Annotated in this window: 17 protein-coding genes and 1 pseudogene; 11 read left to right on the top strand and 7 right to left on the bottom strand. The window is 60.8% G+C overall.

Annotated features, from left to right (window positions below; all coding sequences use genetic code 11):
- Positions 1-24: 24 nt before the first annotated feature.
- From ACZRMS_RS22780 to ACZRMS_RS22770, 3 genes and pseudogenes are all read left to right on the top strand, one after another.
- Entirely contained in the window at positions 25-837 is an 813-nt protein-coding gene (locus ACZRMS_RS22780) for a cytochrome C assembly family protein (RefSeq protein WP_463997181.1), read from the top strand.
- 198 nt (positions 838-1,035) lie between these two features.
- Positions 1,036-1,728: pseudogene (locus tag ACZRMS_RS22775) on the top strand (transporter associated domain-containing protein); the annotation flags it as partial.
- Positions 1,729-1,885: 157 nt separating this feature from the next.
- Positions 1,886-3,202 (top strand): MFS transporter, encoded by a 1,317-nt coding sequence (locus ACZRMS_RS22770; RefSeq protein ID WP_463997180.1) that lies wholly within the window; start codon positions 1,886-1,888, stop codon positions 3,200-3,202.
- Positions 3,203-3,309: 107 nt separating this feature from the next.
- Here ACZRMS_RS22770 and purT read toward each other — a convergent pair whose 3' ends face one another.
- The 5 genes from purT to ACZRMS_RS22745 form a co-directional block, all read right to left on the bottom strand.
- Positions 3,310-4,491 (bottom strand): formate-dependent phosphoribosylglycinamide formyltransferase, encoded by a 1,182-nt coding sequence (gene purT / locus ACZRMS_RS22765; RefSeq protein WP_463997179.1) that lies wholly within the window; start codon positions 4,489-4,491, stop codon positions 3,310-3,312.
- 70 nt (positions 4,492-4,561) lie between these two features.
- On the bottom strand, positions 4,562-5,023 hold the full coding sequence (locus tag ACZRMS_RS22760; protein ID WP_463997178.1) for a preQ0 transporter: 462 nt from the start codon (positions 5,021-5,023) through the stop codon (positions 4,562-4,564).
- 85 nt (positions 5,024-5,108) lie between these two features.
- Positions 5,109-5,312, bottom strand: coding sequence for a DUF1289 domain-containing protein (locus tag ACZRMS_RS22755; protein WP_463997177.1), 204 nt, complete (start codon positions 5,310-5,312; stop codon positions 5,109-5,111).
- Positions 5,309-5,833 (bottom strand): gamma carbonic anhydrase family protein, encoded by a 525-nt coding sequence (locus tag ACZRMS_RS22750; protein WP_463997176.1) that lies wholly within the window; start codon positions 5,831-5,833, stop codon positions 5,309-5,311. The genes ACZRMS_RS22755 and ACZRMS_RS22750 overlap by 4 nt, the downstream gene beginning before the upstream one ends.
- A gap of 43 nt (positions 5,834-5,876) precedes the next feature.
- Positions 5,877-6,479 carry a CoA pyrophosphatase gene (locus ACZRMS_RS22745; protein ID WP_048359969.1) on the bottom strand — a complete coding sequence of 201 codons (603 nt, stop codon included), beginning with the start codon at positions 6,477-6,479 and terminating at the stop codon, positions 5,877-5,879.
- A 146-nt stretch (positions 6,480-6,625) separates the two neighbouring features.
- On the opposite strand from ACZRMS_RS22745, the gene ACZRMS_RS22740 reads away from it, so the two are divergent.
- The 7 genes from ACZRMS_RS22740 (at position 6,626) to nagE (ending at position 15,248) form a co-directional block, all read left to right on the top strand.
- Positions 6,626-7,183, top strand: coding sequence for an NUDIX hydrolase (locus tag ACZRMS_RS22740; protein WP_463997175.1), 558 nt, complete (start codon positions 6,626-6,628; stop codon positions 7,181-7,183).
- A gap of 35 nt (positions 7,184-7,218) precedes the next feature.
- Positions 7,219-7,785 (top strand): L,D-transpeptidase family protein, encoded by a 567-nt coding sequence (locus ACZRMS_RS22735; protein WP_463997174.1) that lies wholly within the window; start codon positions 7,219-7,221, stop codon positions 7,783-7,785.
- Between the two features lie 271 nt (positions 7,786-8,056).
- Entirely contained in the window at positions 8,057-8,788 is a 732-nt protein-coding gene (locus ACZRMS_RS22730; protein ID WP_048359972.1) for a GntR family transcriptional regulator, read from the top strand.
- A 38-nt stretch (positions 8,789-8,826) separates the two neighbouring features.
- Positions 8,827-9,933 carry an N-acetylglucosamine-6-phosphate deacetylase gene (nagA, locus tag ACZRMS_RS22725; protein WP_463997173.1) on the top strand — a complete coding sequence of 369 codons (1,107 nt, stop codon included), beginning with the start codon at positions 8,827-8,829 and terminating at the stop codon, positions 9,931-9,933.
- On the top strand, positions 9,914-10,936 hold the full coding sequence (locus ACZRMS_RS22720) for an SIS domain-containing protein (RefSeq protein WP_463997172.1): 1,023 nt from the start codon (positions 9,914-9,916) through the stop codon (positions 10,934-10,936). The genes nagA and ACZRMS_RS22720 overlap by 20 nt, the downstream gene beginning before the upstream one ends.
- Before the next feature lie 27 nt (positions 10,937-10,963).
- Positions 10,964-13,474, top strand: a complete 2,511-nt coding sequence (ptsP, locus tag ACZRMS_RS22715; protein WP_463997171.1) for a phosphoenolpyruvate--protein phosphotransferase — start codon at positions 10,964-10,966, stop codon at positions 13,472-13,474.
- A gap of 28 nt (positions 13,475-13,502) precedes the next feature.
- A complete protein-coding gene (gene nagE, locus ACZRMS_RS22710; RefSeq protein WP_463997170.1) occupies positions 13,503-15,248 on the top strand; it encodes an N-acetylglucosamine-specific PTS transporter subunit IIBC in 1,746 nt (581 codons plus the stop codon).
- 83 nt (positions 15,249-15,331) lie between these two features.
- Here the strand turns inward: nagE and ACZRMS_RS22705 are convergent, their stop codons facing one another.
- On the bottom strand, positions 15,332-15,643 hold the full coding sequence (locus ACZRMS_RS22705) for an NGG1p interacting factor NIF3 (RefSeq protein WP_463997169.1): 312 nt from the start codon (positions 15,641-15,643) through the stop codon (positions 15,332-15,334).
- Positions 15,644-15,648: 5 nt separating this feature from the next.
- Positions 15,649-19,545, bottom strand: coding sequence for a phosphoribosylformylglycinamidine synthase (gene purL, locus ACZRMS_RS22700; RefSeq protein ID WP_463997168.1), 3,897 nt, complete (start codon positions 19,543-19,545; stop codon positions 15,649-15,651).
- A 285-nt stretch (positions 19,546-19,830) separates the two neighbouring features.
- On the opposite strand from purL, the gene mltF reads away from it, so the two are divergent.
- Complete coding sequence (gene mltF / locus ACZRMS_RS22695) at positions 19,831-21,288, top strand: membrane-bound lytic murein transglycosylase MltF (RefSeq protein WP_463997167.1); 1,458 nt, start codon at positions 19,831-19,833, stop codon at positions 21,286-21,288.
- Positions 21,289-21,479 lie beyond the last annotated feature (191 nt).

Here is a 21,479-nt window from a genome sequence, read left to right as displayed (position 1 = left end):
TTTCGGGCTTGCCTAACAGGATTTATGCTCACCTTGTCACCCAGCTTGCTACCCAGCCTCGCCGCCGCCTGTATATACGCCGCTGCGACCTTCTACCAAGGCACTTGCCTGCGCCAGGGCGCGAAGGCGAACAAACGCCTGTTGGTGACGCTCGGCATTCTTGCCGTACTCACCCATGCCGCCAGCCTGTTTACCCACCTGATGACTCCTGCCGGGCTGGAACTGGACTTTTTCAGCGCTGCCAGCCTGATTGCCGTGGCCGTGATCGCCGTAACCCTCGTTGCCTGCGCACGGATACCGGTCGAAAACCTTTTGCTGCTTCTATACCCGCTGGGCATGCTGACCGTACTGCTGTCCGAGTTCGCACCGCCCGGCACGGTCCAGGTCATCAATGAACAGCCCGGCATCCTCGCGCATATCCTGCTGTCGATCATGGCCTATGGCATGTTCACTATCGCGGTGTTCCAGGCGCTGCTGCTGTCGCTGCAGAACTACCAGCTCAAGCACAAGCACCCCAAGGGTCTGATCAAAAACTTCCCGCCGCTGCAAACCATGGAGAGCCTGCTGTTCGGCTTCCTGTGGGCAGGCTGGTCGCTGCTCTCGCTGTCGTTGATTTCCGGCTGGCTGTTTTTGGGCAACCTGTTTGCCCAGCACCTGGTGCATAAAACCCTGCTGGCCTGCCTGGCATGGATCGTCTTCAGCGTACTGCTGTGGGGGCGCTACCACCTCGGCTGGCGCGGGCATAAAGCCATCCGCTGGACGTTTGCCGGTTTCTGCCTGTTGATGCTGGCCTATTTTGGCAGCAAGCTGGTTCGTGAATACATTCTGCATATTTGACGGGCGATGATTATGGATAGCTTGCCCCCCGGGCCGATGCTCGCAGTATTGGCCCTGTTGTTTACCGGGCTAGGGTTCTTTATTGGGATTCTTTCACGCAACGCCCGCCACGCAGCCCACCGTGCCGAAGCCCCCCAGCTTCACAACGAAACCGGCCCCGGAGACGATGAGCAGCCCAACAGCCGCCCGTCCCTGCTTTCCGGCATCCATGCGCTGGACAACATCACGGTCAACGACATCCTGATCCCGCGCAGCGAGGTCGAAGGCCTCAACCTCGACGATCCGATCGAAGACCTGATCGAACAGTTGCGCCAGACCACACGCACGCGCCTGCCGGTGTTTCATAACGACATCAATCAGGTCGAAGCCATTCTCAACACCCGCCACATTCAACACATGCTGCCGGATGCCAGCCTGACCAAAGAGGCATTGCTGGACGTCTGCCACGAACCCTACTTCATCCCCGAAAGCACCCCGCTGCAACTGCAACTGCTGAATTTTCACAAGCAGCAGCGCCGGCTGGGCGTGGTGGTCGATGAGTACGGCGAAGTGCTCGGCATCGTGACACTTGAAGACATCCTCGAAGAAATCGTGGGCGAATTCGAGGATGAGCAGAACATCGACAACCCCCATATCGACCCTCTGCCTGACGGACGCTATGTGATCGATGGCGCAGCCTCCATCCGCGAGCTGAACAAAGCCCTGGGCTGGCACCTGCCCTGCGACGGCCCCAAGACCCTCAACGGCCTTGTCACCGAAGCACTGGAAACCATTCCTGAAACCACGGTATGCCTGAAAATAGGCGCCTATCGCCTGGAGATCCTCCAGACCGAAGAAAACCGCGTCAGCCGTGTACTCATCTGGCACAACAGCGTCAAACCCGCGGTTTAATCACTCCGCAAGACCTTGTTACATTCAGATTGGCCTCCCTATAATCATTGCGCTTACACCCAGCCCTCAGGGCTAAACGACCATAAAAAACGCTCTGCCGTATCCGCCGAAAAAGCGGATAGCGGTTAAAGAGTTCATAACTGTCAGGGATATGCGCATGACCACCAGCACCATTTACAGCGAAGCCGTGCCCGACAAGCCGGTCAACTCCGCAACCCGCGTTGCCACGGCCAGTTTTATTGGCACGGCCATCGAGTTTTACGACTTCTATGTGTATGCCACCGCTGCAGCACTGGTCATCGGCCCGGTATTTTTCCCCCAGACTTCCGGCACAGCACAAATGCTGTCGGCGTTTCTGACCTTCGGTATCGCGTTTCTTGCCCGCCCGCTGGGCTCATTTCTATTCGGCCACTTCGGTGACCGGGTCGGGCGCAAATCCACCCTGGTTGCATCCCTGCTGTTGATGGGCGTGTGTACCACGCTGATCGGCGTATTGCCGGGTTACGCCACGATTGGCGCCTGGGCCCCGATCCTGCTCTGCGTACTGCGCTTCGGCCAAGGCCTGGGGTTGGGTGGCGAATGGGGCGGTGCCGCACTGCTGGCCACCGAGAACGCCCCCAAAGGCAAGCGCGCCTGGTATGGCATGTTCCCGCAACTGGGGCCTTCGATTGGCTTTCTGGCGGCCAACGGCCTGTTCCTGACCCTGGCCTTGACCCTCAGCGATGAACAATTCCGCTCGTGGGGCTGGCGCATCCCGTTCCTGCTCAGCGCCGCGCTGGTGATGGTGGGCCTGTATGTGCGGCTCAAACTGGAAGAAACCCCGGTGTTTGCCAAGGCCGTAGCGCAACACGAACGGGTGAAAATGCCCATTGTTGAGCTCTTCAGCCAATACTGGGCACCGATGCTGCTGGGCGCCGCCTCAATGGTGGTGTGCTATGCGCTGTTCTATATCTCGACCGTATTTTCGCTGAGCTATGGTGTCTCCACCCTGGGCTACACCCGCGAAACCTTCCTCGGCCTGCTGTGCTTTGCCGTGCTGTTCATGGCTGCGGCCACGCCTCTGTCGGCCTGGGCCAGTGACCGTTATGGGCGCAAGCCGGTACTGATTGTCGGCGGCGTATTGGCGGTTCTGTCCGGTTTTCTGATGGAACCCCTGCTCACCCACGGTTCAACCTGGGGGGTGGCGTTGTTCCTGTGCATCGAGCTGTTTTTGATGGGCGTGACCTTTGCCCCGATGGGCGCCCTGCTGCCAGAACTGTTCCCGACCCGCGTGCGCTATACCGGCGCGTCGGCGGCATACAACCTGGGCGGGATTGTCGGCGCATCGGCCGCACCCTTCTTCGCCCAGAAACTGGTGAGCATGGGCGGTTTGAGCTGGGTGGGCGGGTATGTGTCAGGCGCGGCAATACTCAGCCTGATCGCTGTGCTGTGCCTGAAAGAAACGAAAGAGGCTGACCTGAACAAGGTGGCCTGAAGCAACACTCAACCTGTGGGAGCGGGCTTGCTCGCGATTCGGACAACTCGGAACATCGGATGAACCGAGGCGCTGCAATCGCGAGCAAGCCCGCTCCCACAAGTTTTTTACAGTTCTACAACTACGGCTTTGGCAGCACGGGTCGCTTTGGCCCGTGCAGCCTCAATCGACTCATCCCGCGCCAGCGCCACGCCCATGCGGCGCTGACCATTGACCTCTGGCTTGCCGAACAGACGCAAGGCCGTGTCCGGCTCGCTCAGGGCCGCGCCCAGGTTGGCGAATGCGGTCTGGGTCGATTGCCCCTCAACCAGAATCACCGCCGAAGCCGAAGGCCCGAACTGACGGATCAACGGGATCGGCAGGCCCAGAATCGCCCGCGCATGCAGCGCGAATTGCGACAAATCCTGAGAAATCAGGGTAACCAGACCGGTGTCATGGGGGCGCGGCGAGACTTCGCTGAACCACACCTGATCGCCTTTGATAAACAGCTCTACACCAAACAGACCGCGACCACCCAGCGCCTCGGTGACTGCCCTGGCCACTCGCTCGGACTCGGCCAGCGCAATCGGGCTCATGGCCTGTGGCTGCCAGGATTCCTGGTAATCGCCCTTCTCCTGACGGTGACCGACCGGCGCGCAGAACGTGGTGCCGCCAACATGGCGCACGGTGAGCAGAGTGATTTCGTAATCGAAGTCGATAAAACCTTCAACAATGACCCGACCCTTGCCCGCACGACCGCCTTCCTGTGCGTAATCCCAGGCCGCCTTTACGTCGTCGGCGCTGCGCAACAGGCTCTGGCCTTTGCCCGACGAACTCATCACCGGCTTGACCACGCACGGGAAGCCCAGGTCCAGCACCGCAGCACTGTAGTCCTCGAAGGTATCGGCAAAATGGTACGGCGAGGTCGGCAGGTCCAGCTCTTCTGCCGCCAGACGGCGAATGCCCTCGCGATTCATGGTCAGCGAAGTAGCACGTGCAGTCGGGATCACGGTGAAGCCTTCAGCTTCCAGTTCCACCAGGGTCGCAGTGGCGATGGCTTCGATTTCCGGGACGATAAAGTGCGGCTTTTCTGCTTCGATCACGGCGCGCAGGGCTGCGCCATCGAGCATGTTGATCACGTGGCTGCGATGGGCAACCTGCATGGCCGGTGCATTGGCGTAGCGGTCGACGGCGATCACTTCGACCCCCAGACGCTGCAGTTCGATGACAACTTCTTTGCCCAGCTCACCGCAGCCACACAGCAATACGCGGGTCGCGGTCGGCGACAGTGGAGTTCCGATACGGGTCATTTCAGGTCCTCAAGGAAACAAAATCATCGAAGGCGCGCGCAAAGCTTGCGCCTGCAGGGGGATAACGGCCCTAGACAGCGGCCTTGCGTAAACGCCAGGCCATTGCCAGCCAGACGCAGGTAACACCGGCGAATTTGGAAGCCATGGCGATCAGAATCACGCCGGGGGTGAACGCGTCGATCATGCCGAAAAAGATAAAGGTATCAATGGGAATACTCAGCGCTGAGCTGATCCACAGGCGGTCATGCAAAGGGCGCCTGGTGATGCTGAACACCAGCCAGTCGATGCACTCCGATACCGCGAACGCAGTAGCGCTGGCCAGGGCAATCGAAGGATCTGAAGTGATATACGACAGCACCAGCGCCGCCAGCATGGCCAACAGGGCGCCGTGGCCAAAGCGGGTTTGCACCATATCGCGCAACACGAACACCAGCCCGCCCCAGGCTGACCAGATAATGTCCAGATGCGGCGCCGTGGAGAACGCGAAGTTGATCAGCACGACGCTGGCGATATAAGCGATAAGAAACAGCATGGGAGCGGGCGACACCTCTAAATAAGGCGCACAGGGTACTTGAGTCGCTCAGAACTGTGTAGCCGGGGAGTGCCCCCAAAAAACTCTATCGGGAGTTCGGCATCCACATCCCGCTGGCCTTCGCCCGCTCATGGCACAACACCAGCACCTCGCGGCGCTCGGGGTTGGTCATGCGGCTCCAACGGGTAATTTCCGCCACGGTGCGCTGGCAGCCGCTGCACACGTCATCGTCGTCCAGTGCGCAAATGTTCACGCAGGGCGAGGCAACCGGGCGCTCCGTCTCGCTCATTGCTCTTGCACCTTCAGGTCACGGGCATAACGCTGGCCGTTCTTCACGTAGTGCGCTGCGCTGGCCTCCAGCAGTTTTTTCTGGTCCTCGGTCAGGTCGCGTACCACCTTGCCCGGCGACCCCATGACCAGCGAACCGTCAGGGATTTCCTTGCCCTCGCCGATCAGCGAATTGGCGCCGATGATGCAATGCTTGCCGATTTTGGCGCCATTGAGGATTACCGCATTGATCCCGATCAGGCTGTAATCGCCCACCGTACAGCCATGCAGCATGGCGTTGTGGCCGATGGTCACGCCCGTGCCCAAGGTCAGCGGATAACCCATGTCGGTATGCATCACCGCGCCATCTTGCACGTTGCTGTGCTTGCCAATCAGGATCAGCTCGTTATCGCCGCGCAACACGGCGTTAAACCAGACACTGGCCCCCTCCTCCAGCCGCACCTTGCCGATCAGGGTGGCATTGGGAGCTGTCCAGCTCTCGGGATGGGTTTCGACGAGCGAGTCGCCCAGGCTGTATTTCATGCTGATGTCCTCAAGGCAGGCGTGGCTGTCTGCTGACAGCTCTTTATATGGAAATGGAGCGTTCAGGCGGGGAATGCAGGTTGATATTGACGTCGTCGTACAGCAGGTTCATCAGCTCGACGATCATGATTGCCGTGAGCCCCCAGATTTTGTAAACGCCAAAACGGTAGCTCGGCACATACCAGCTGCGCCCCTGATAATCGATGCGATGGGTGTGCTCACGCGGGTCCTGGCGGAAGAACTCCAGCGGCACGCTGAACACCGCAGCGATTTCGGCATCGTTGGCCAGGTATTCGACGTAGTCCGGCACCAGGCCGACGTAAGGCGTCACGCGGATACCGTGCAAAGAGATCAAGGGGCTGAGGGGGCCGATAATTTCGACCAGACCCGGCGGCAGGCCGATTTCTTCTTCTGCCTCGCGCAGGGCGGTAAACACCAGGTCCGGGTCTTCCGGATCGCGGCGCCCGCCGGGGAAGGCCACTTCACCGCCGTGGGTCGACAACCCGCTGGCACGCAGGGTCAGGATCAGCTCGGGCTCATCACTGCGCGTTACCGGCAACAGCACGGCGGCCTCCGGAAAGTAGCGTTCTGTTTCCAGCGTACGCGGGGTGTAGCGGCTTACACGGCCAAGCAGCTCGTCCAGCATAGGTCATCTCGATCCGTCACTTATCGGGCATCATGCACCAAATCTTGCCGGGCACCCAAGCCCCACAGTGTCGCAGCCAACCATGCCGCACTTGCCGAGGGCCCGCTCCACCCCCCAAGATAGGCGCAGTACCCAGAGACCACAGCATGAAATTTTGCAATTTGTGCGGCCATTCCGTCAGCCAGCATATCCCGCAAGGCGATTCACGCCTGCGCTATGTGTGCGACCACTGCCACACCGTCCACTACCAGAACCCCAATATCGTTGCCGGCTGCCTGCCCACCTGGGGCACGCAAGTGCTGTTGTGCCGGCGCGCCATTGAGCCCCGCAAAGGTTACTGGACACTGCCCGCCGGGTTTATGGAGAACGGCGAGACGGTAGAACAGGCCGCCCGGCGCGAAACCCTCGAAGAAGCCTGTGCCGTCGTTGAGAACCTGAACATCTACACCCTGATCGATGTGCCGCACATTAATCAGGTGCATATTTTCTACCGCGCCGAGCTGCAAAACCTCGAATTTTCCGCCGGGGAAGAGAGCCTTGAAGTCCGGCTCTTCGAAGAGACCGACATCCCTTGGTCAGAGCTGGCTTTTCGCACGGTCAGCCGTACCTTAGAATGCTTTTTCGCTGACCGCGCGGGTGACACTTACCCCGTGCGCAGCGAGGCTGTAGCGCCTCTGGCCAGCCTGATCAAACCCCAACAATAATGCTGTTTGCCTTGCACCTCAGGAATATCCCCCTAATGCGTTGGTTGCTCGCTGCTCTCTGCCTGTCGTTTGCCGTTACCTGCCAGGCTTCTGTTGTCATCACCGTGAACGGCAAACCCGTCGATAAAAACCAGGTACTTCAGTCAACCCCGTCGGCACTGCCGATCCATGGCGGGCAAAGCATCGAAAAGGTCCTGGTCCTCAAGTCTGCGCGCAAGCTGCAACTGATCAGCGACGGCAAACCGATCAAGACCTACCGCATTTCATTGGGCAAACAACCCAAGGGGCCAAAAATGCGCGAGGGCGACAAACGTACGCCTGAAGGGCTGTACTGGGTCGACTGGCGCAAAAAAAGCGACAAGTTCAACCTGGCCATGCACATCAACTACCCCAATGTCAGTGACGCGGCTACCGCACGGCGTGAAGGCGTGAACCCGGGGTCGATGATCATGATCCACGGCACACCGGACAGCGCAGAAAACCCCGAAGACCTGTTCCACACCCTGGACTGGACCGATGGCTGCATCGCGATGAAAAACTACGAAATGCGCGAAGTCTGGAACCTGGTTCAGGACGGCACGATGGTTGAAATCCGCCCCTGAGCAAAAATAAATTCCAGCCCTCGTACCTGCGTCTTTCTCCCCCGCGTTTAATACCACTGCACACCGCCGGGCCCAACAGGGCCCGCAACCTCTCGACGCCATCACCAACACGCTAATACCACTTAAACACCAAATTAATAATCCACCCTGCAAGCCCTTGCCTGCATTGGGCGAGCCTCGATTGCGCGCATTGACTTGGTATTAAAGTGGTATTAGTTTTGCCGCATTACCGAGCGACAAAAACCCAATAACCGCATCGGACACACCGCCCATGAGCACGCTTCTTGCCCTACGCCCGGACGACACCCTGGCCACGCCGCTGTACCTGCAACTCGCCCGAAACCTGGAAGCCGCGATTCACGCTGGCGTCTGGAAAGCCGAGCAGGCACTGCCTTCCGAGCGCAGCCTGAGCGAACAACTAGGCCTGTCCCGCGTTACCGCCCGCAAAGCCCTGGAAGTGCTGTTCGAGCAAGGCCTGATCCGCCGCAGCCAGGGCTCCGGCACCTTTATCACCCCTCGTCTTGAGCAACCGCTGTCGCGGCTTTCCAGCTTCAGCGAAATGCTCCGGCTCAAAGGCTTTGTGCCAAGTTCACAGTGGCTGGACCGGGAAATCACCCCGCCTACCCACGAAGAGCTGATCCGCCTGGCACTGTCGCCGACCGACAAAGTCGCCCGCCTCAAGCGTCTGCGCAAAGCCGATGACACGGTGATGGCCATCGAGATGAGCACCCTGCCTGCATCGCTGATCCCACAGCCGCAGGTCATTGGCGACTCGCTTTACGAACACCTGGACCGCATCGGCAAACCGGTGGTTCGCGCCCTGCAGCACATTCAGGCGGTCAACGCCTCGGCCGAATTTGCCGCGCTGGTCGGGATCGAGCCCGGTACCGCCATGCTGCTGATGACCCGGGTTGGCTACCTGGAAGACAACACCCCCATCGAAGTCACCGACACCTATTGCCGCAACGATTACTACGACTTCGTGGCCGAGCTGCGCCGCTAACCCTTACTCGACGCCACGCCACGCCCGGAGAGCCGACCATGTCTGAAGACAACATCCTCACGCCCCAAGGCTGGGTTCGCGGTCGCCTGCTGCTGCAAGGCGCCAAGGTGCTCGGCATCGAAGGCCGCCCCTGCGACCCGGCCGACAATGACCTGCCATACCTGCTGCCCGGCTTTATCGACTTGCATGTTCACGGCGGTGGCGGCAAAGACATCATGCAAGGCAGTGAGGCCTTCGAAACCATCACCCGCACTCACCTGCGGTTCGGCACCACGGCGTTGCTGGCTACCACCATGACTGCTCCGAATCACGACATCTGCCGTGTGCTCGGTGCCCTTGGCGATTTTTGCCAGCAGCGCCCAAGCGGCTGCGCCCGGGTGCTCGGCGTGCACCTTGAAGGCCCGTTTATCAACCCCGGAAAACTCGGCGCGCAACCCAACTTCGCCCACACCGCGCTGATGGCTGAAGTCGAAGACTACCTGGGCCTGGCGCCGATCAAGGTCATCACCATCGCCCCCGAGATTGCCGGCCACATCGAACTGATTGGCGAGCTCAGTGCTCGCGGTATTCGCATGCAACTGGGCCACACCCTGGGCAGTTATGAAGAAGGCGTGGCCGCACTGGACGCCGGCGCCAGCAGCTTTACCCATCTGTACAACGCCATGAGCCCGCTGCATCACCGTGAGCCCGGCATCCTTGGCGCAGCGCTGGCCCATGCGCGGTTTGCCGAGTTGATCCCCGACTTGCTGCACGTACACCCCGGTGCGATCCGCGCGGCCTTGCGGGCGATCCCCTGTCTGTACTGCGTCACCGATTCTACGGCCGCCACCGGCATGCCCGATGGCGAATACCAACTGGGCAGCCACACCGTGACCAAATGCCTGGGCGGCGTGCGCCTGGCAGATGGCACGTTGGCGGGCAGCACCCTGACCATGGATCAGGCGCTGCGCAACCTGGTGAAAATCGGCCTGCCCCTGGCCGAAGCCTCGCAGCGCCTGTCGCAGTTCCCGGCCGATTACCTCGGCATGGAAGACCGCGGGCGCTTGCAACCCGGCAGCTGGGCCGACTGCGTGCGCCTGGACCGTTCACTGAACATCATTGCCGTCATGGTCGAAGGAGAAGCGCTTGACTTCCAAAATGCTTGAAGAGGCCCGGATCTCGTGTGAAGCGGTCGAACGCCAACTGTTCAATCTCGACCCGTTCCTGGCCGACCTCGCCCACGAACTGCGGGCCAACCCCCCCGATGTCGCCATGACCCTCGCCCGGGGCAGTTCAGACCATGCCGCCAGCTACTTTGCCTACCTGACCATGCAGCACCTGGGCGTGCCCGTGGCCTCGTTGCCGATGTCGGTTGTCACCTTGCGCCAGTCGCCGCTGCGGGTGAAGGGGCAGGCGGTGTTTGCCTTCTCCCAGTCGGGCCAGAGCCCTGATCTGATCGACAGCCTGCGCTTGCTGCGTGAGCGTGGCGCATTGAGCGTGGCGCTGGTGAATGCCGAACACTCACCGCTCGAAGAGGCCAGCGCCTACACCCTGCCCCTGTCTGCCGGTGCGGAATACAGCGTGGCTGCCACCAAAAGCTTTATCGCCACCCTGAGCGCCAGTGCCCGGCTGGTGGCGCATTGGGCCAACGACCAGGCCTTGCTCGAAGCCGGCCATTTATTGCCCGCCGGTTTGCGCGAAGCCTGCACCCAGGATTGGAGCAAGGCCATCGACACCCTGCGCGATGCCCAACGCTTGCTGGTGATCGGCCGGGGGGCAGGTTTTGCCATCGCCCAGGAGGCCGCGCTCAAGTTCAAGGAAACCTCGACCCTGCAGGCCGAAGCCTTCAGCAGCGCCGAAGTGCGCCACGGCCCGATGGCCTTGATCGACGAAAACTACCCGCTGCTGATTTTTGCCCCGCGCGGCGTGGAGCAGGCGGGCTTGCTGGCCCTGGCCCATGACATGCGCCTGCGTGGCGCCCGCGTGTTGCTGGCGGCCCCCAGTGATGTGCCCGAACGCGACCTGACCCTGAGCCAGGCGGCACACCCGGATCTGGACCCGATTCTGGCAATCCAGAGTTTTTACGTGATGGCCGCAGGCCTGGCCGAAGCCCGAGGGTTAGACCCCGACCAGCCGCGTTTTTTAAGCAAAGTGACCCGTACCCACTGACACCGCAGGTTTAATGAGTATCGCGCCATGCACAATAATAAAAAGCTCACCCTCAGCGCGCCGCTTAGCGGTCCGATCATCAAGCTGTCCCACGTACCGGACGACGTGTTTTCCAGTGCAGTGATGGGTGACGGGATCGGTATCGACCCGCTGAACGACTGTTTGTTTGCCCCCTGTGACGGGGTGGTGGTGCATGTCGCCAAGACCGCTCATGCCCTGACGTTGCGTGCCGAAAACGGCGCTGAATTGCTGATGCATCTGGGCATCGACACTTTTGAGCTGCAAGGCGAAGGCTTTGAGCTGCTGGTAAAAAACGGCGCACAGGTCTACGGCGGCCAGCCGCTCATACGCTTCGATCTCGACTACATTGCACAACGCTGTAAAAGCCTGATCAGCGTGCTGGTGCTGACCAATGGCGAACAGTTTGAGTTGCAGTTTCTTGAGCAGAACACGGCCCAGGTCGGTGAGCCTTTGCTGCACGTCGTTGCGCGCCAGGCCGTCGGGGTAGCCGAGGTAACGGGCAACCCGAGCCTGCACGCCCAAGGCTGTGTGCGCATAACCCATAAGGGCGGGCTGCATGCTCGTCCGGCCGCCCTGGTGCGGCAAACCGCATTGGGGTTCAAGAGCGCATCGCGCTTGCACATCGGGGCCAACTCGGCCCCCTGCGACAGTATTGTCAGGCTGTTGGCGCTGGGTATCGGCGAGCAGGATGAGGTGCAGGTCAGCTGCGAAGGCGAGGATGCCGATGCAGCCCTGCAAGGGATTCTGGCCGCGCTGGGCAAAGTGCGGTCCACACCCGCACCGCACGTATCCATACCCGCACCGATCAGGGCCAGCAACCAACCGGGACAGTTGAGCGGTGTATGCGCTGCTCCCGGTCTGGCCAGCGGTCCGCTGTTTCATTTGGCCGGTGTGCAACTGCCGCCCGACCTCGGCAATCACATCCCGGAGCAACAAATACTGGCGCTGAATACGGCTCTGGAGCAGGTGCGCGGCGAAATCCAGCTCACTCTGATCACCGCCCGTGCGCAACGTCGGGTCGACGAGGAAGCGATTTTCGCCACCCACCTGGCCTTGCTTGAAGACAGTGCGCTGCTGCAGGCCAGCCATATCGCCATCGCCCAAGGCCGCGATGCCGCCCACGCCTGGAGCGAAGCCATCGAGCAGCAATGCACGATTTTGCAAGGCCTGGGCAGCACCTTGCTGGCCGAGCGCTCCAACGATTTGCGTGATTTGCAGCAACGGGTTTTACGCGCCCTGCTGGGCGAAAACCGGCAGTGCCAGTTGCCACCAGGCGCCATCGTTGCCGCCTTTGAACTGACGCCCTCCGACCTGCTGATGCTGTGCGAGCAGAACGTCGCGGGGCTTTGCATGGCCGCCGGCGGTGCCACCTCCCACGTGGCGATTCTGGCGCGGGGCAAAGGCTTGCCGTGCCTGGTCGCCCTGGGCCGCGAGGTTCTCGACTTGCCCGCCGGCCAGCACTTGGTGCTCGATGCCGACAACGCCCGGCTGGAATTGGCGCCCACCGCCGAACGTATCGAACATGTCCGCCAAACCACCCTCGCCCGCCAGCAACGCTTTGCCCGGCAACAGGTGCGCGCCCATGAGCCGGCGCTGACCCGTGACGGCCTGCACATCGAAATCGCCGCCAACGTCGCCTCCAGTCATGATGCCGCCAGCGCCCACGCCAATGGTGCGGACGGGGTGGGGTTGTTGCGTACCGAGTTCCTGTTTGTTGATCGCAGCACTGCCCCCAATGAACAGGAGCAGATCACGGCCTACCAGGACGTGCTCGACGCCATGGGCGACAAGCCCGTGATCATCCGCACCATTGATGTGGGCGGTGACAAACAGCTCGACTACTTGCCGTTACCCGCCGAAGCCAATCCGGTATTGGGTCTGCGGGGCATTCGTCTGGCCCAACTGCACCCGCAGGTGCTCGACCGGCAGCTGCGTGCCTTGCTGCAAGTCAGCCCGGCGCAACGCTGCCGCATCCTGCTGCCGATGATTACCGAGGTGGACGAGCTGCTGCAGATCCGGCAGCGGCTTGATGCCCTGTGCATCGAGCTGGGCTTGAGCGAGCGTGCGCAGCTGGGGGTGATGATTGAGGTCCCGGCAGCGGCCTTGCTGGCTGAGCAACTGGCCGAGCATGCGGACTTTCTGTCCATCGGCACCAACGACTTGTCGCAATACACCCTGGCCATGGACCGCGACCATGCCGGGCTGGCCGCGCGGGTCGATGCCTTGCACCCGGCACTGTTGCGCCTGATTGCCCATACCTGCGCCGGGGCGGCCCTGCACCAACGTTGGGTCGGGGTGTGCGGCGCACTGGCCAGCGACCCTCTGGCCACCCCGGTACTCATTGGGCTGGGGGTGCGCGAACTGTCGGTAAGCCCGCTGCAAATCGGCGAAATCAAGGACCGGGTACGGCAACTGGATGCCGGGATGTGCCAATCCATCAGCAAAACACTCTTGAACCTGAGCAGTGCCACCGCAGTGCGTGAAGCCTGCCGCCAGCACTGGCCACTTTCCGACTGACAACAACAAAAACAACGGAGAACCTCTCATGTATCAACACTTCATCGAAGGCCTGCAACGGCTTGGCCGGGCGCTGATGCTGCCCATTGCGATCCTGCCGATTGCCGGTTTGTTACTGCGTCTGGGCGACGCCGACTTACTGAACATCGCCATCATCCACGATGCGGGCAACACGATTTTCGCCAATCTGGCGCTGATCTTCGCCATCGGCATTGCCGTGGGTTTTGCCCGCGACAATAACGGTACCGCGGGCCTGGCCGGAGCCATCGGTTACCTGGTACTGGTCTCGACCCTCAAGGTGCTCGATGCCAGCATCAATATGGGCATGCTCGCCGGGATCGTCAGCGGCCTGATGGCCGGGGGGCTGTACAACCGTTTCAAGGACATCAAACTGCCGGAGTACCTGGCGTTTTTTGGTGGCAGGCGCTTTGTGCCGATTGTCACCGGGTTTGCCGCTGTAGGCCTGGGCGTGGTGTTCGGCCTGATCTGGCCGCCGATCCAGCACGGCATCAACAGCCTGGGGGTATTGCTGCTCGAAAGCGGCAGCATCGGGGCGTTCATTTTTGGTGTGTTAAATCGACTGCTGATCATCACCGGGCTGCACCACATCCTCAACAACATGGCATGGTTCGTGTTCGGCAGCTTTACCAACGAAGCCGGACAAGTAGTGACCGGCGACCTGACCCGTTACTTTGCAGGCGACCCCAAGGGCGGGCAGTTCATGACCGGCATGTTTCCGGTGATGATGTTTGGCCTGCCTGCTGCGTGCCTGGCGATGTACCGCAATGCCCTGCCGGAGCGGCGCAAACTGATGGGCGGGATATTCCTGTCACTGGCGCTGACGGCATTTCTGACCGGCGTCACCGAGCCCATCGAATTTGCCTTCATGTTCCTCGCGCCCCTGCTCTACATGTTGCATGCGTTGTTGACCGGGCTGTCGATGGCCGTCACCAACCTGCTGAACATCCATTTGGGTTTCACCTTTTCCGGCGGCGCCATAGACATGCTGCTGGGCTGGGGCAAGTCCACCAATGGCTGGATGATCTTTCCCATCGGGCTGGTGTACTTCGCTATTTACTACGTGGTGTTCGATTACTGCATCCGCCGCTTCAAACTCAAAACCCCGGGCCGTGAAGACAACCCCGTGGCAGAAACCGCCGACCTTACCGGCCAGCAGCGCGCCAACGCCTATATCCAGGCACTGGGTGGCCCGGCCAACCTGATTACGGTAGGTGCCTGCACCACCCGCCTGCGCCTGGAACTGGCAGACCGCAGCAAGGCGCAGGATGACGCGCTTAAAGCCCTGGGCGCCATGGGTGTGATGCGTCCCGGCCGCGCGGGCAGCTTGCAAGTGGTTGTAGGCCCGACTGCCGACAGCATGGCCGATGAGATACGCTCGGCCCTCTCGCAGCTCAACCACCCGCCAGCCGTAGCCACGGCTCAAGCCGCAACGCAAGAGCCGGTACACAAGATAGAACCCGGGCACGCACAGAAATGGCTGGCCGTGTTGGGGGGCCGCAACAATGTATTGCACGTTGAATGCGTGGCGCTTACCCGTTTGCGGGTCAAGCTGGCAGACGAGAATTTGCTGTCAGAGGATCTGCTCGAGGCATTGGGCAGCCAAGGCATCAGCCAGCACGCCAATGGTGTTTGGCATGTGGTCGTAGGGGAACAGGCGCAGGGGTTGAGCGAGGTGTTGGGGCAGATGATCACGCACGCGGCAACGCCGGAACGTAGCCTCTGCAGGAGTGAGCCTGCTCACAAAGGCCGTTAACGATAGCGCGTGTTTACTGAGTAATGCGGTGCTCTTGAGACTTTCGCGAGCCGGCTCGCTCCCACCTCAGATCGTGGTGAGGTTTACAAATCCGCCAAACGCCACACTTCATAAGCGGGCGTTTCATACGGGTGGCTGTGCTTGAGCGCAGCCACCACGTCGTGGATCAGATCGTGCGCAACGACCAGCTCAACTTTCCATTCCCCGACATATTCGACCTGGCCGGTTTGCCCGATAAACGGCTGACTGCCGTCCAGCGCGCGAAACTGGCCCTGGCCCAGGGTCTGCCAGGCGCAGTGGTCATAATTGCCGATCCGTCCGCCACCGGCGGCGAATACGGCATTCTTGACCACGTCCACATGGCTTGGGGGAACGAAAAAGCTGAGCTTGTACATCGCTTTTAATCTACCCAGACGCGAGCGTTACGGAACATGCGCAACCACGGCGCATCTTCGTTCCACTCTTCCGGACGCCACGAGTTCTGCACGGCGCGGAACACACGCTCAGGGTGCGGCATCATGATCGTCACACGGCCGTCACGGCTGGTAAGACCGGTAATCCCGCGCGGCGAACCGTTAGGGTTGGCCGGGTAGCTTTCCGTGACCTTGCCGTGGTTGTCGACGAAACGCATCGCCACGCAACCCGACAGATCCGCTTCAAGCAGGGCTTCAGGGCTCGCGAATTCAGCGTGACCTTCGCCGTGAGCGATAGCGATCGGCATGCGCGAACCGGCCATGCCCTGCAGGAAGATCGAGTTCGACTCCTGCACTTGTACCATCGCCACACGGGCTTCGAACTGCTCGGAACGGTTACGCACGAAGTGCGGCCAGAACTCGCTGCCCGGAACCAGTTCGCTCAGGTTGGACATCATCTGGCAACCGTTGCACACACCCAGGGTGAAGCTGTCGGTACGCTCGAAGAAGCCCTGGAACGCATCACGTGCACGGGCGTTGAACAGAGCCGACTTGGCCCAGCCTTCACCGGCACCCAGTACGTCGCCGTACGAGAAACCGCCGCAGGCGACCATGCCCTTGAACTCGTTCAGGTCGACACGGCCGGCCAGAATATCGCTCATGTGCACGTCGATGGCGTTGAAGCCGGCACGGTCAAACGCCGCTGCCATTTCAACCTGACCGTTGACGCCCTGCTCACGCAGTACGGCCACTTGAGGGCGAATGCCTTTCTTGATGTACGGCGCGCTGATGTTCTCGTTGACATCAAAGCTCAGCTTGACGCTCAGCCCAGGATTGTCTTCTTCCAGCAGTACGTCGAACTCTTGATCGGCACACTCGGCGTTGTCACGCATGCGCTGGATCTGGTAGCTGGTCTCAGCCCACTGACGCTGCAGCAGACGGCGCTGACCTTCAAACACGGTCTGACCATTGAACTCGATGCTTACATCGTCACAGTTGCGCGGCTGGCCAATAACCGACACGCAGTCGCCCAGGCCGGCAGCGCTGAACTGCGCAAGGATGTCAGCCATGGAATCCTGACGAACCTGAATCACCGCACCCAGTTCTTCGTTGAACAGGATGGCAGGGATGTCAGCAGCCGTTTCAGCCAGGCCGTCGAGCACCAGGTTGACGCCGCAGTGACCGGCAAACGCCATTTCCATCACGCTGGTCAGCAAACCACCGTCGGAACGGTCGTGGTAAGCCAGCAGGTGACCATCGGTATTCAGGCCCTGGATCACGGCGAAGAAGGCCTTGAGGTCTTCTGCGTCATCAACGTCAGGGGCCTGGTTGCCCAGCTTGCCGTAGGTCTGGGCCAGGATCGAGGCGCCCATACGGTTTTGGCCGCGGCCCAGATCGATCAGAACCAGGTCGGTCAGGCCCTTGTCCATACGCAGTACGGGGGTCAGGGTCTGGCGAACATCCAGCACCGGAGCAAAACCGGTAACCACCAGCGACAGCGGCGAGGTAACAGTCTTGTCTGTGCCGTCTTCGTTCCAGCGGGTTTGCATCGACATTGAGTCTTTGCCCACCGGGATGGTGATACCCAGTTCAGGGCACAACTCCATGCCGACAGCTTTTACGGTGTCGTAAAGACGGGCGTCTTCGCCCGGGTGACCGGCCGCCGACATCCAGTTGGCCGACAGCTTGATGTCGCTGATCTTGCCAATGCGCGAGGCCGCGATGTTGGTCAGGGTTTCGCCGATGGCCATACGGCCCGATGCCGGAGCATCCAGCAGTGCCAGCGGAGTGCGCTCGCCCATGGCCATGGCTTCACCGGTGTACACGTCGAAGCTGGTGGCGGTGACGGCAACGTCAGCCACGGGAACCTGCCACGGACCGACCATCTGATCGCGGGCAACCAGACCGGTAATGGTGCGGTCGCCGATGGTGATCAGGAAGCTCTTGCTGGCCACGGCCGGGTGATGCAGAACACGCTCGACGCACTCGCCGATGCTCAGTGCAGACGGGTCGAAGTCGTCGCCCATCTCGGCTTCACGCACTGCCGAACGGTGCATGCGCGGCGCCTTGCCCAGCAACACTTCCAGTGGCATGTCCACCGGGTTGTTGCCGAAATGGCTGTCGGTCACGGTCAACTGCGGCTCGGCAGTGGCTTCACCGACTACGGCAAACGGGCAACGCTCACGTTCGCAGATCGCCTGGAAGCGGTCGAAGTCTTCGACGCCCACGGCCAGAACGTAACGTTCCTGGGATTCGTTGCTCCAGATTTCGTGCGGGGCCATGCCCGGCTCGTCATTTGGAATGTTGCGCAATTCGAAGCGGCCACCGCGGTCGCCGTCGTTCACCAGCTCAGGGAATGCGTTGGACAGACCACCGGCACCCACGTCGTGGATGAAGCTGATCGGGTTTTTGTCACCCAGCTGCCAGCAACGGTCGATCACTTCCTGGCAACGGCGTTCCATTTCCGGGTTTTCACGCTGTACCGAAGCGAAGTCCAGGTCAGCCGAACTGGCGCCAGTGGCCATGGAGGAAGCTGCGCCGCCGCCCAGACCGATCAGCATCGCCGGGCCACCCAGCACGATCAGCTTGGAGCCAACGGTGATTTCGGCTTTCTGTACGTGTTCGGCGCGGATGTTGCCCATGCCGCCGGCCAACATGATTGGCTTGTGGTAACCACGAACTTCTTCGCCACGGGGGGTGGTGATCGATTGCTCGAAGGTACGGAAGTAACCGGTCAGGGCCGGACGGCCGAATTCGTTGTTGAACGCAGCGCCGCCCAGCGGGCCTTCGATCATGATGTCCAGCGCGGTAACGATGCGCTCAGGCTTGCCGTACGGCACTTCCCACGGCTGTTCAAAGCCCGGGATGTTGAGGTTGGACACGGTGAAACCGGTCAGGCCTGCCTTTGGCTTGGCGCCACGGCCGGTAGCGCCTTCGTCGCGGATCTCGCCGCCGGAACCGGTCGCAGCACCCGGGAACGGGGCGATGGCGGTCGGGTGGTTGTGCGTCTCAACCTTCATCAGGATGTGCACCGGTTCCTGCACCGCGCCGTACTGGCGGGTTTCAGGGTCCGGGAAGAAACGCCCTGCCACGCTGCCGACGATCACGGAAGCGTTGTCCTTATAAGCAGACAGCACGCCTTCGCTGTGCATCACGTAGGTGTTCTTGATCATGCCAAACAGGCTTTTTTCCTGGCTTTGGCCGTCAATGTCCCAACTGGCGTTGAAGATCTTGTGGCGGCAATGCTCGGAGTTGGCCTGGGCAAACATCATCAGTTCGATGTCGTGGGGGTTGCGGCCCAGACCGTTGAAAGCAGTGACCAGGTAATCGATTTCGTCTTCAGCCAGCGCCAGACCCAACTCGACGTTGGCTTTTTCCAGCGCGGCACGACCGCCACCCAGCACGTCAATCGCAGTCAGCGGCTTGGGCTGGGCGTGGCTGAACAGGCCGGCAGCCTGTTCGAGGTTGCCCAGCACGATTTGCGTCATGCGGTCGTGCAGTGCAGCACTGATCAGCTCGGCATCGGCGTCGCTGAACTGGCCGGCCACGTAGAACGCGATACCGCGTTCCAGACGCTGGATTTTGGCCAGGCCACAGTTGCGGGCAATGTCACTTGCCTTGCTCGACCAAGGGGAAATGGTGCCAAACCGCGGCAACACCAGGAACAGTCGGCCACTCGGCTCTTGGACCGGCACGCTAGGGCCGTACTTCAGGAGACGGGCCAGTACCTGCTGTTCATCGCTGGTCAGCTCACCGGTGGTCTCGGCAAAGTGGGCGAATTCAGCATACAAACCACTGACAGACGGAACCTTGAGGCTCAGTTGTGCTAGGAGTTTGCTGTGGCGAAAGGCAGAAAGGGCAGGAGCGCCGCGCAGGATCAACATCTTCGGGACAGCCTCGGGAGGGGTATGCTTTGAGGCCCGGCATTCTAGCCTAAACCGTTCGCTACGGCACCCGAAACGGCACACCTGACGCACACCAAACGTCACTAATCGACCAAAGCCTTATTCTTTATAGCTATCAGCCGTCTTATAGATGGTCATTTATGATCTTTACAGAGCGCTCTGCCCCCCATTTCATAAGGGTTTCAGCGATTTTTGCGTCCAATATCAGAATGACCGGAAATTGTCGAGATATGGCACCTGTGCTGCTTTGCGTATACTGCGCGGATGTTTTCTCTAACTGTATTCCGCCAGCGCTGCGCCAGATGGCTCTTCGCAACCGGACTCTTCCTGATGCTCGGTGCCTGCGTTGAAAAACCAAGCACCCTTGAGCGCGTAAAGGAGGATGGGGTACTGCGGGTGATTACCCGTAACAGCCCCGCGACCTATTTCGAGGATCGCAATGGCGAGACCGGCTTCGAGTACGAGCTGGTGAAGCGCTTTGCCGACGATCTGGGGGTCGAGCTTAAAATCGAGACAGCTGACAACCTGGACGACATGTTCAACCAGCTGGGCCAACCTGACGGCCCGGTTTTAGCTGCTGCCGGTCTGGTCAGCAGCGAGAATCGCCTGCAACAAGCCAAGTTCTCCCACCCGTACCTCGAAGTCACGCCACAGATCATCTACCGTAACGGCCAATCGCGGCCTACGTCTGCTGCCGGCCTGGTGGGCAAGCGCATCACCGTGCTCAAGGGCAGCTCCCACGCCGAGCAACTGGCCGAACTCAAAAAGCAGTACCCCGGGATCGAGTACGACGAATCCGACGCCGTCGAAGTCGTCGACTTGTTGCGCATGGTCGACGAAGGCCAGATCGACCTGACACTGGTCGACTCCAACGAAGTCGCTATGAACCAGGTGTACTTCCCCAACGTGCGCGTGGCCTTTGATCTGGGCGATGCCCGCAGCCAGCGCTGGGCCGTGATGGCCGGCGAAGACAACAGCCTGCTCAACGAGATCAATGCGTACCTGGACAAGGTCGAAAAAAACGGCACCCTGCAGCGACTCAAGGATCGCTACTACGGGCATGTGGACGTGCTGGGTTACGTCGGCGCCTACACCTTCGCCCAGCACCTGCAGCAGCGCCTGCCCAAGTACGAGAAGTTCTTCAAGGAAGCGGCCAAGAAAGAACAGATCGACTGGCGCCTGCTGGCAGCCATGGGCTACCAGGAATCCTTGTGGCAACCCACCGTAACCTCCAAGACCGGTGTGCGCGGCCTGATGATGCTGACCCAGAACACCGCGCAAGCGATGGGCGTGTCCAATCGGCTGGACGCCAAGCAAAGCATCATGGGCGGCGCCAAGTACCTCGCACTGATCAAGAGCGAGCTCGACGACGATATCGAGGAACCGGACCGGACCTGGTTTGCGCTGGCAGCCTACAACGTCGGCGGAGGTCATCTCGAAGACGCCCGCAAGCTGGCCAAGAAAGAAGGCCTGAACCCGAACAAGTGGCTGGACGTGAAGAAAATGCTGCCTCGCCTTGCGCAGAAGCAGTGGTACAGCAAAACCCGCTATGGCTACGCCCGGGGCGGCGAGCCAGTGCACTTCGTGGCCAACATCCGTCGTTACTACGACATCCTGACATGGGCCACACAGCCGCAACTTGAAGGCGATCAGGCCGCTGACAGCAAGCTGCACATCCCCGGTATCGACAAGACCAAGCCGAAGGAAGAGCCGCAGCTTTAACTGAGAGAGCGGGCTTCTTGTGGGAGCGGGCTTGCTCGCGATTGCATCAGCATGGCCTTACCTATAAAACCCGCCGCCCGCATCGCGAGCAAGCTGAACTGGCCTAATGAATTCGGACACATCAATAGGGCGCTATGATTGCGCCCAAATCTGAGGTGTGTTTGATGATGCGAAAGTCCTATTCCAACGAG

The organism is Pseudomonas sp. B424, assembly GCF_055408345.1.
This window is presented reverse-complemented; position numbering and strand designations above follow the sequence as displayed.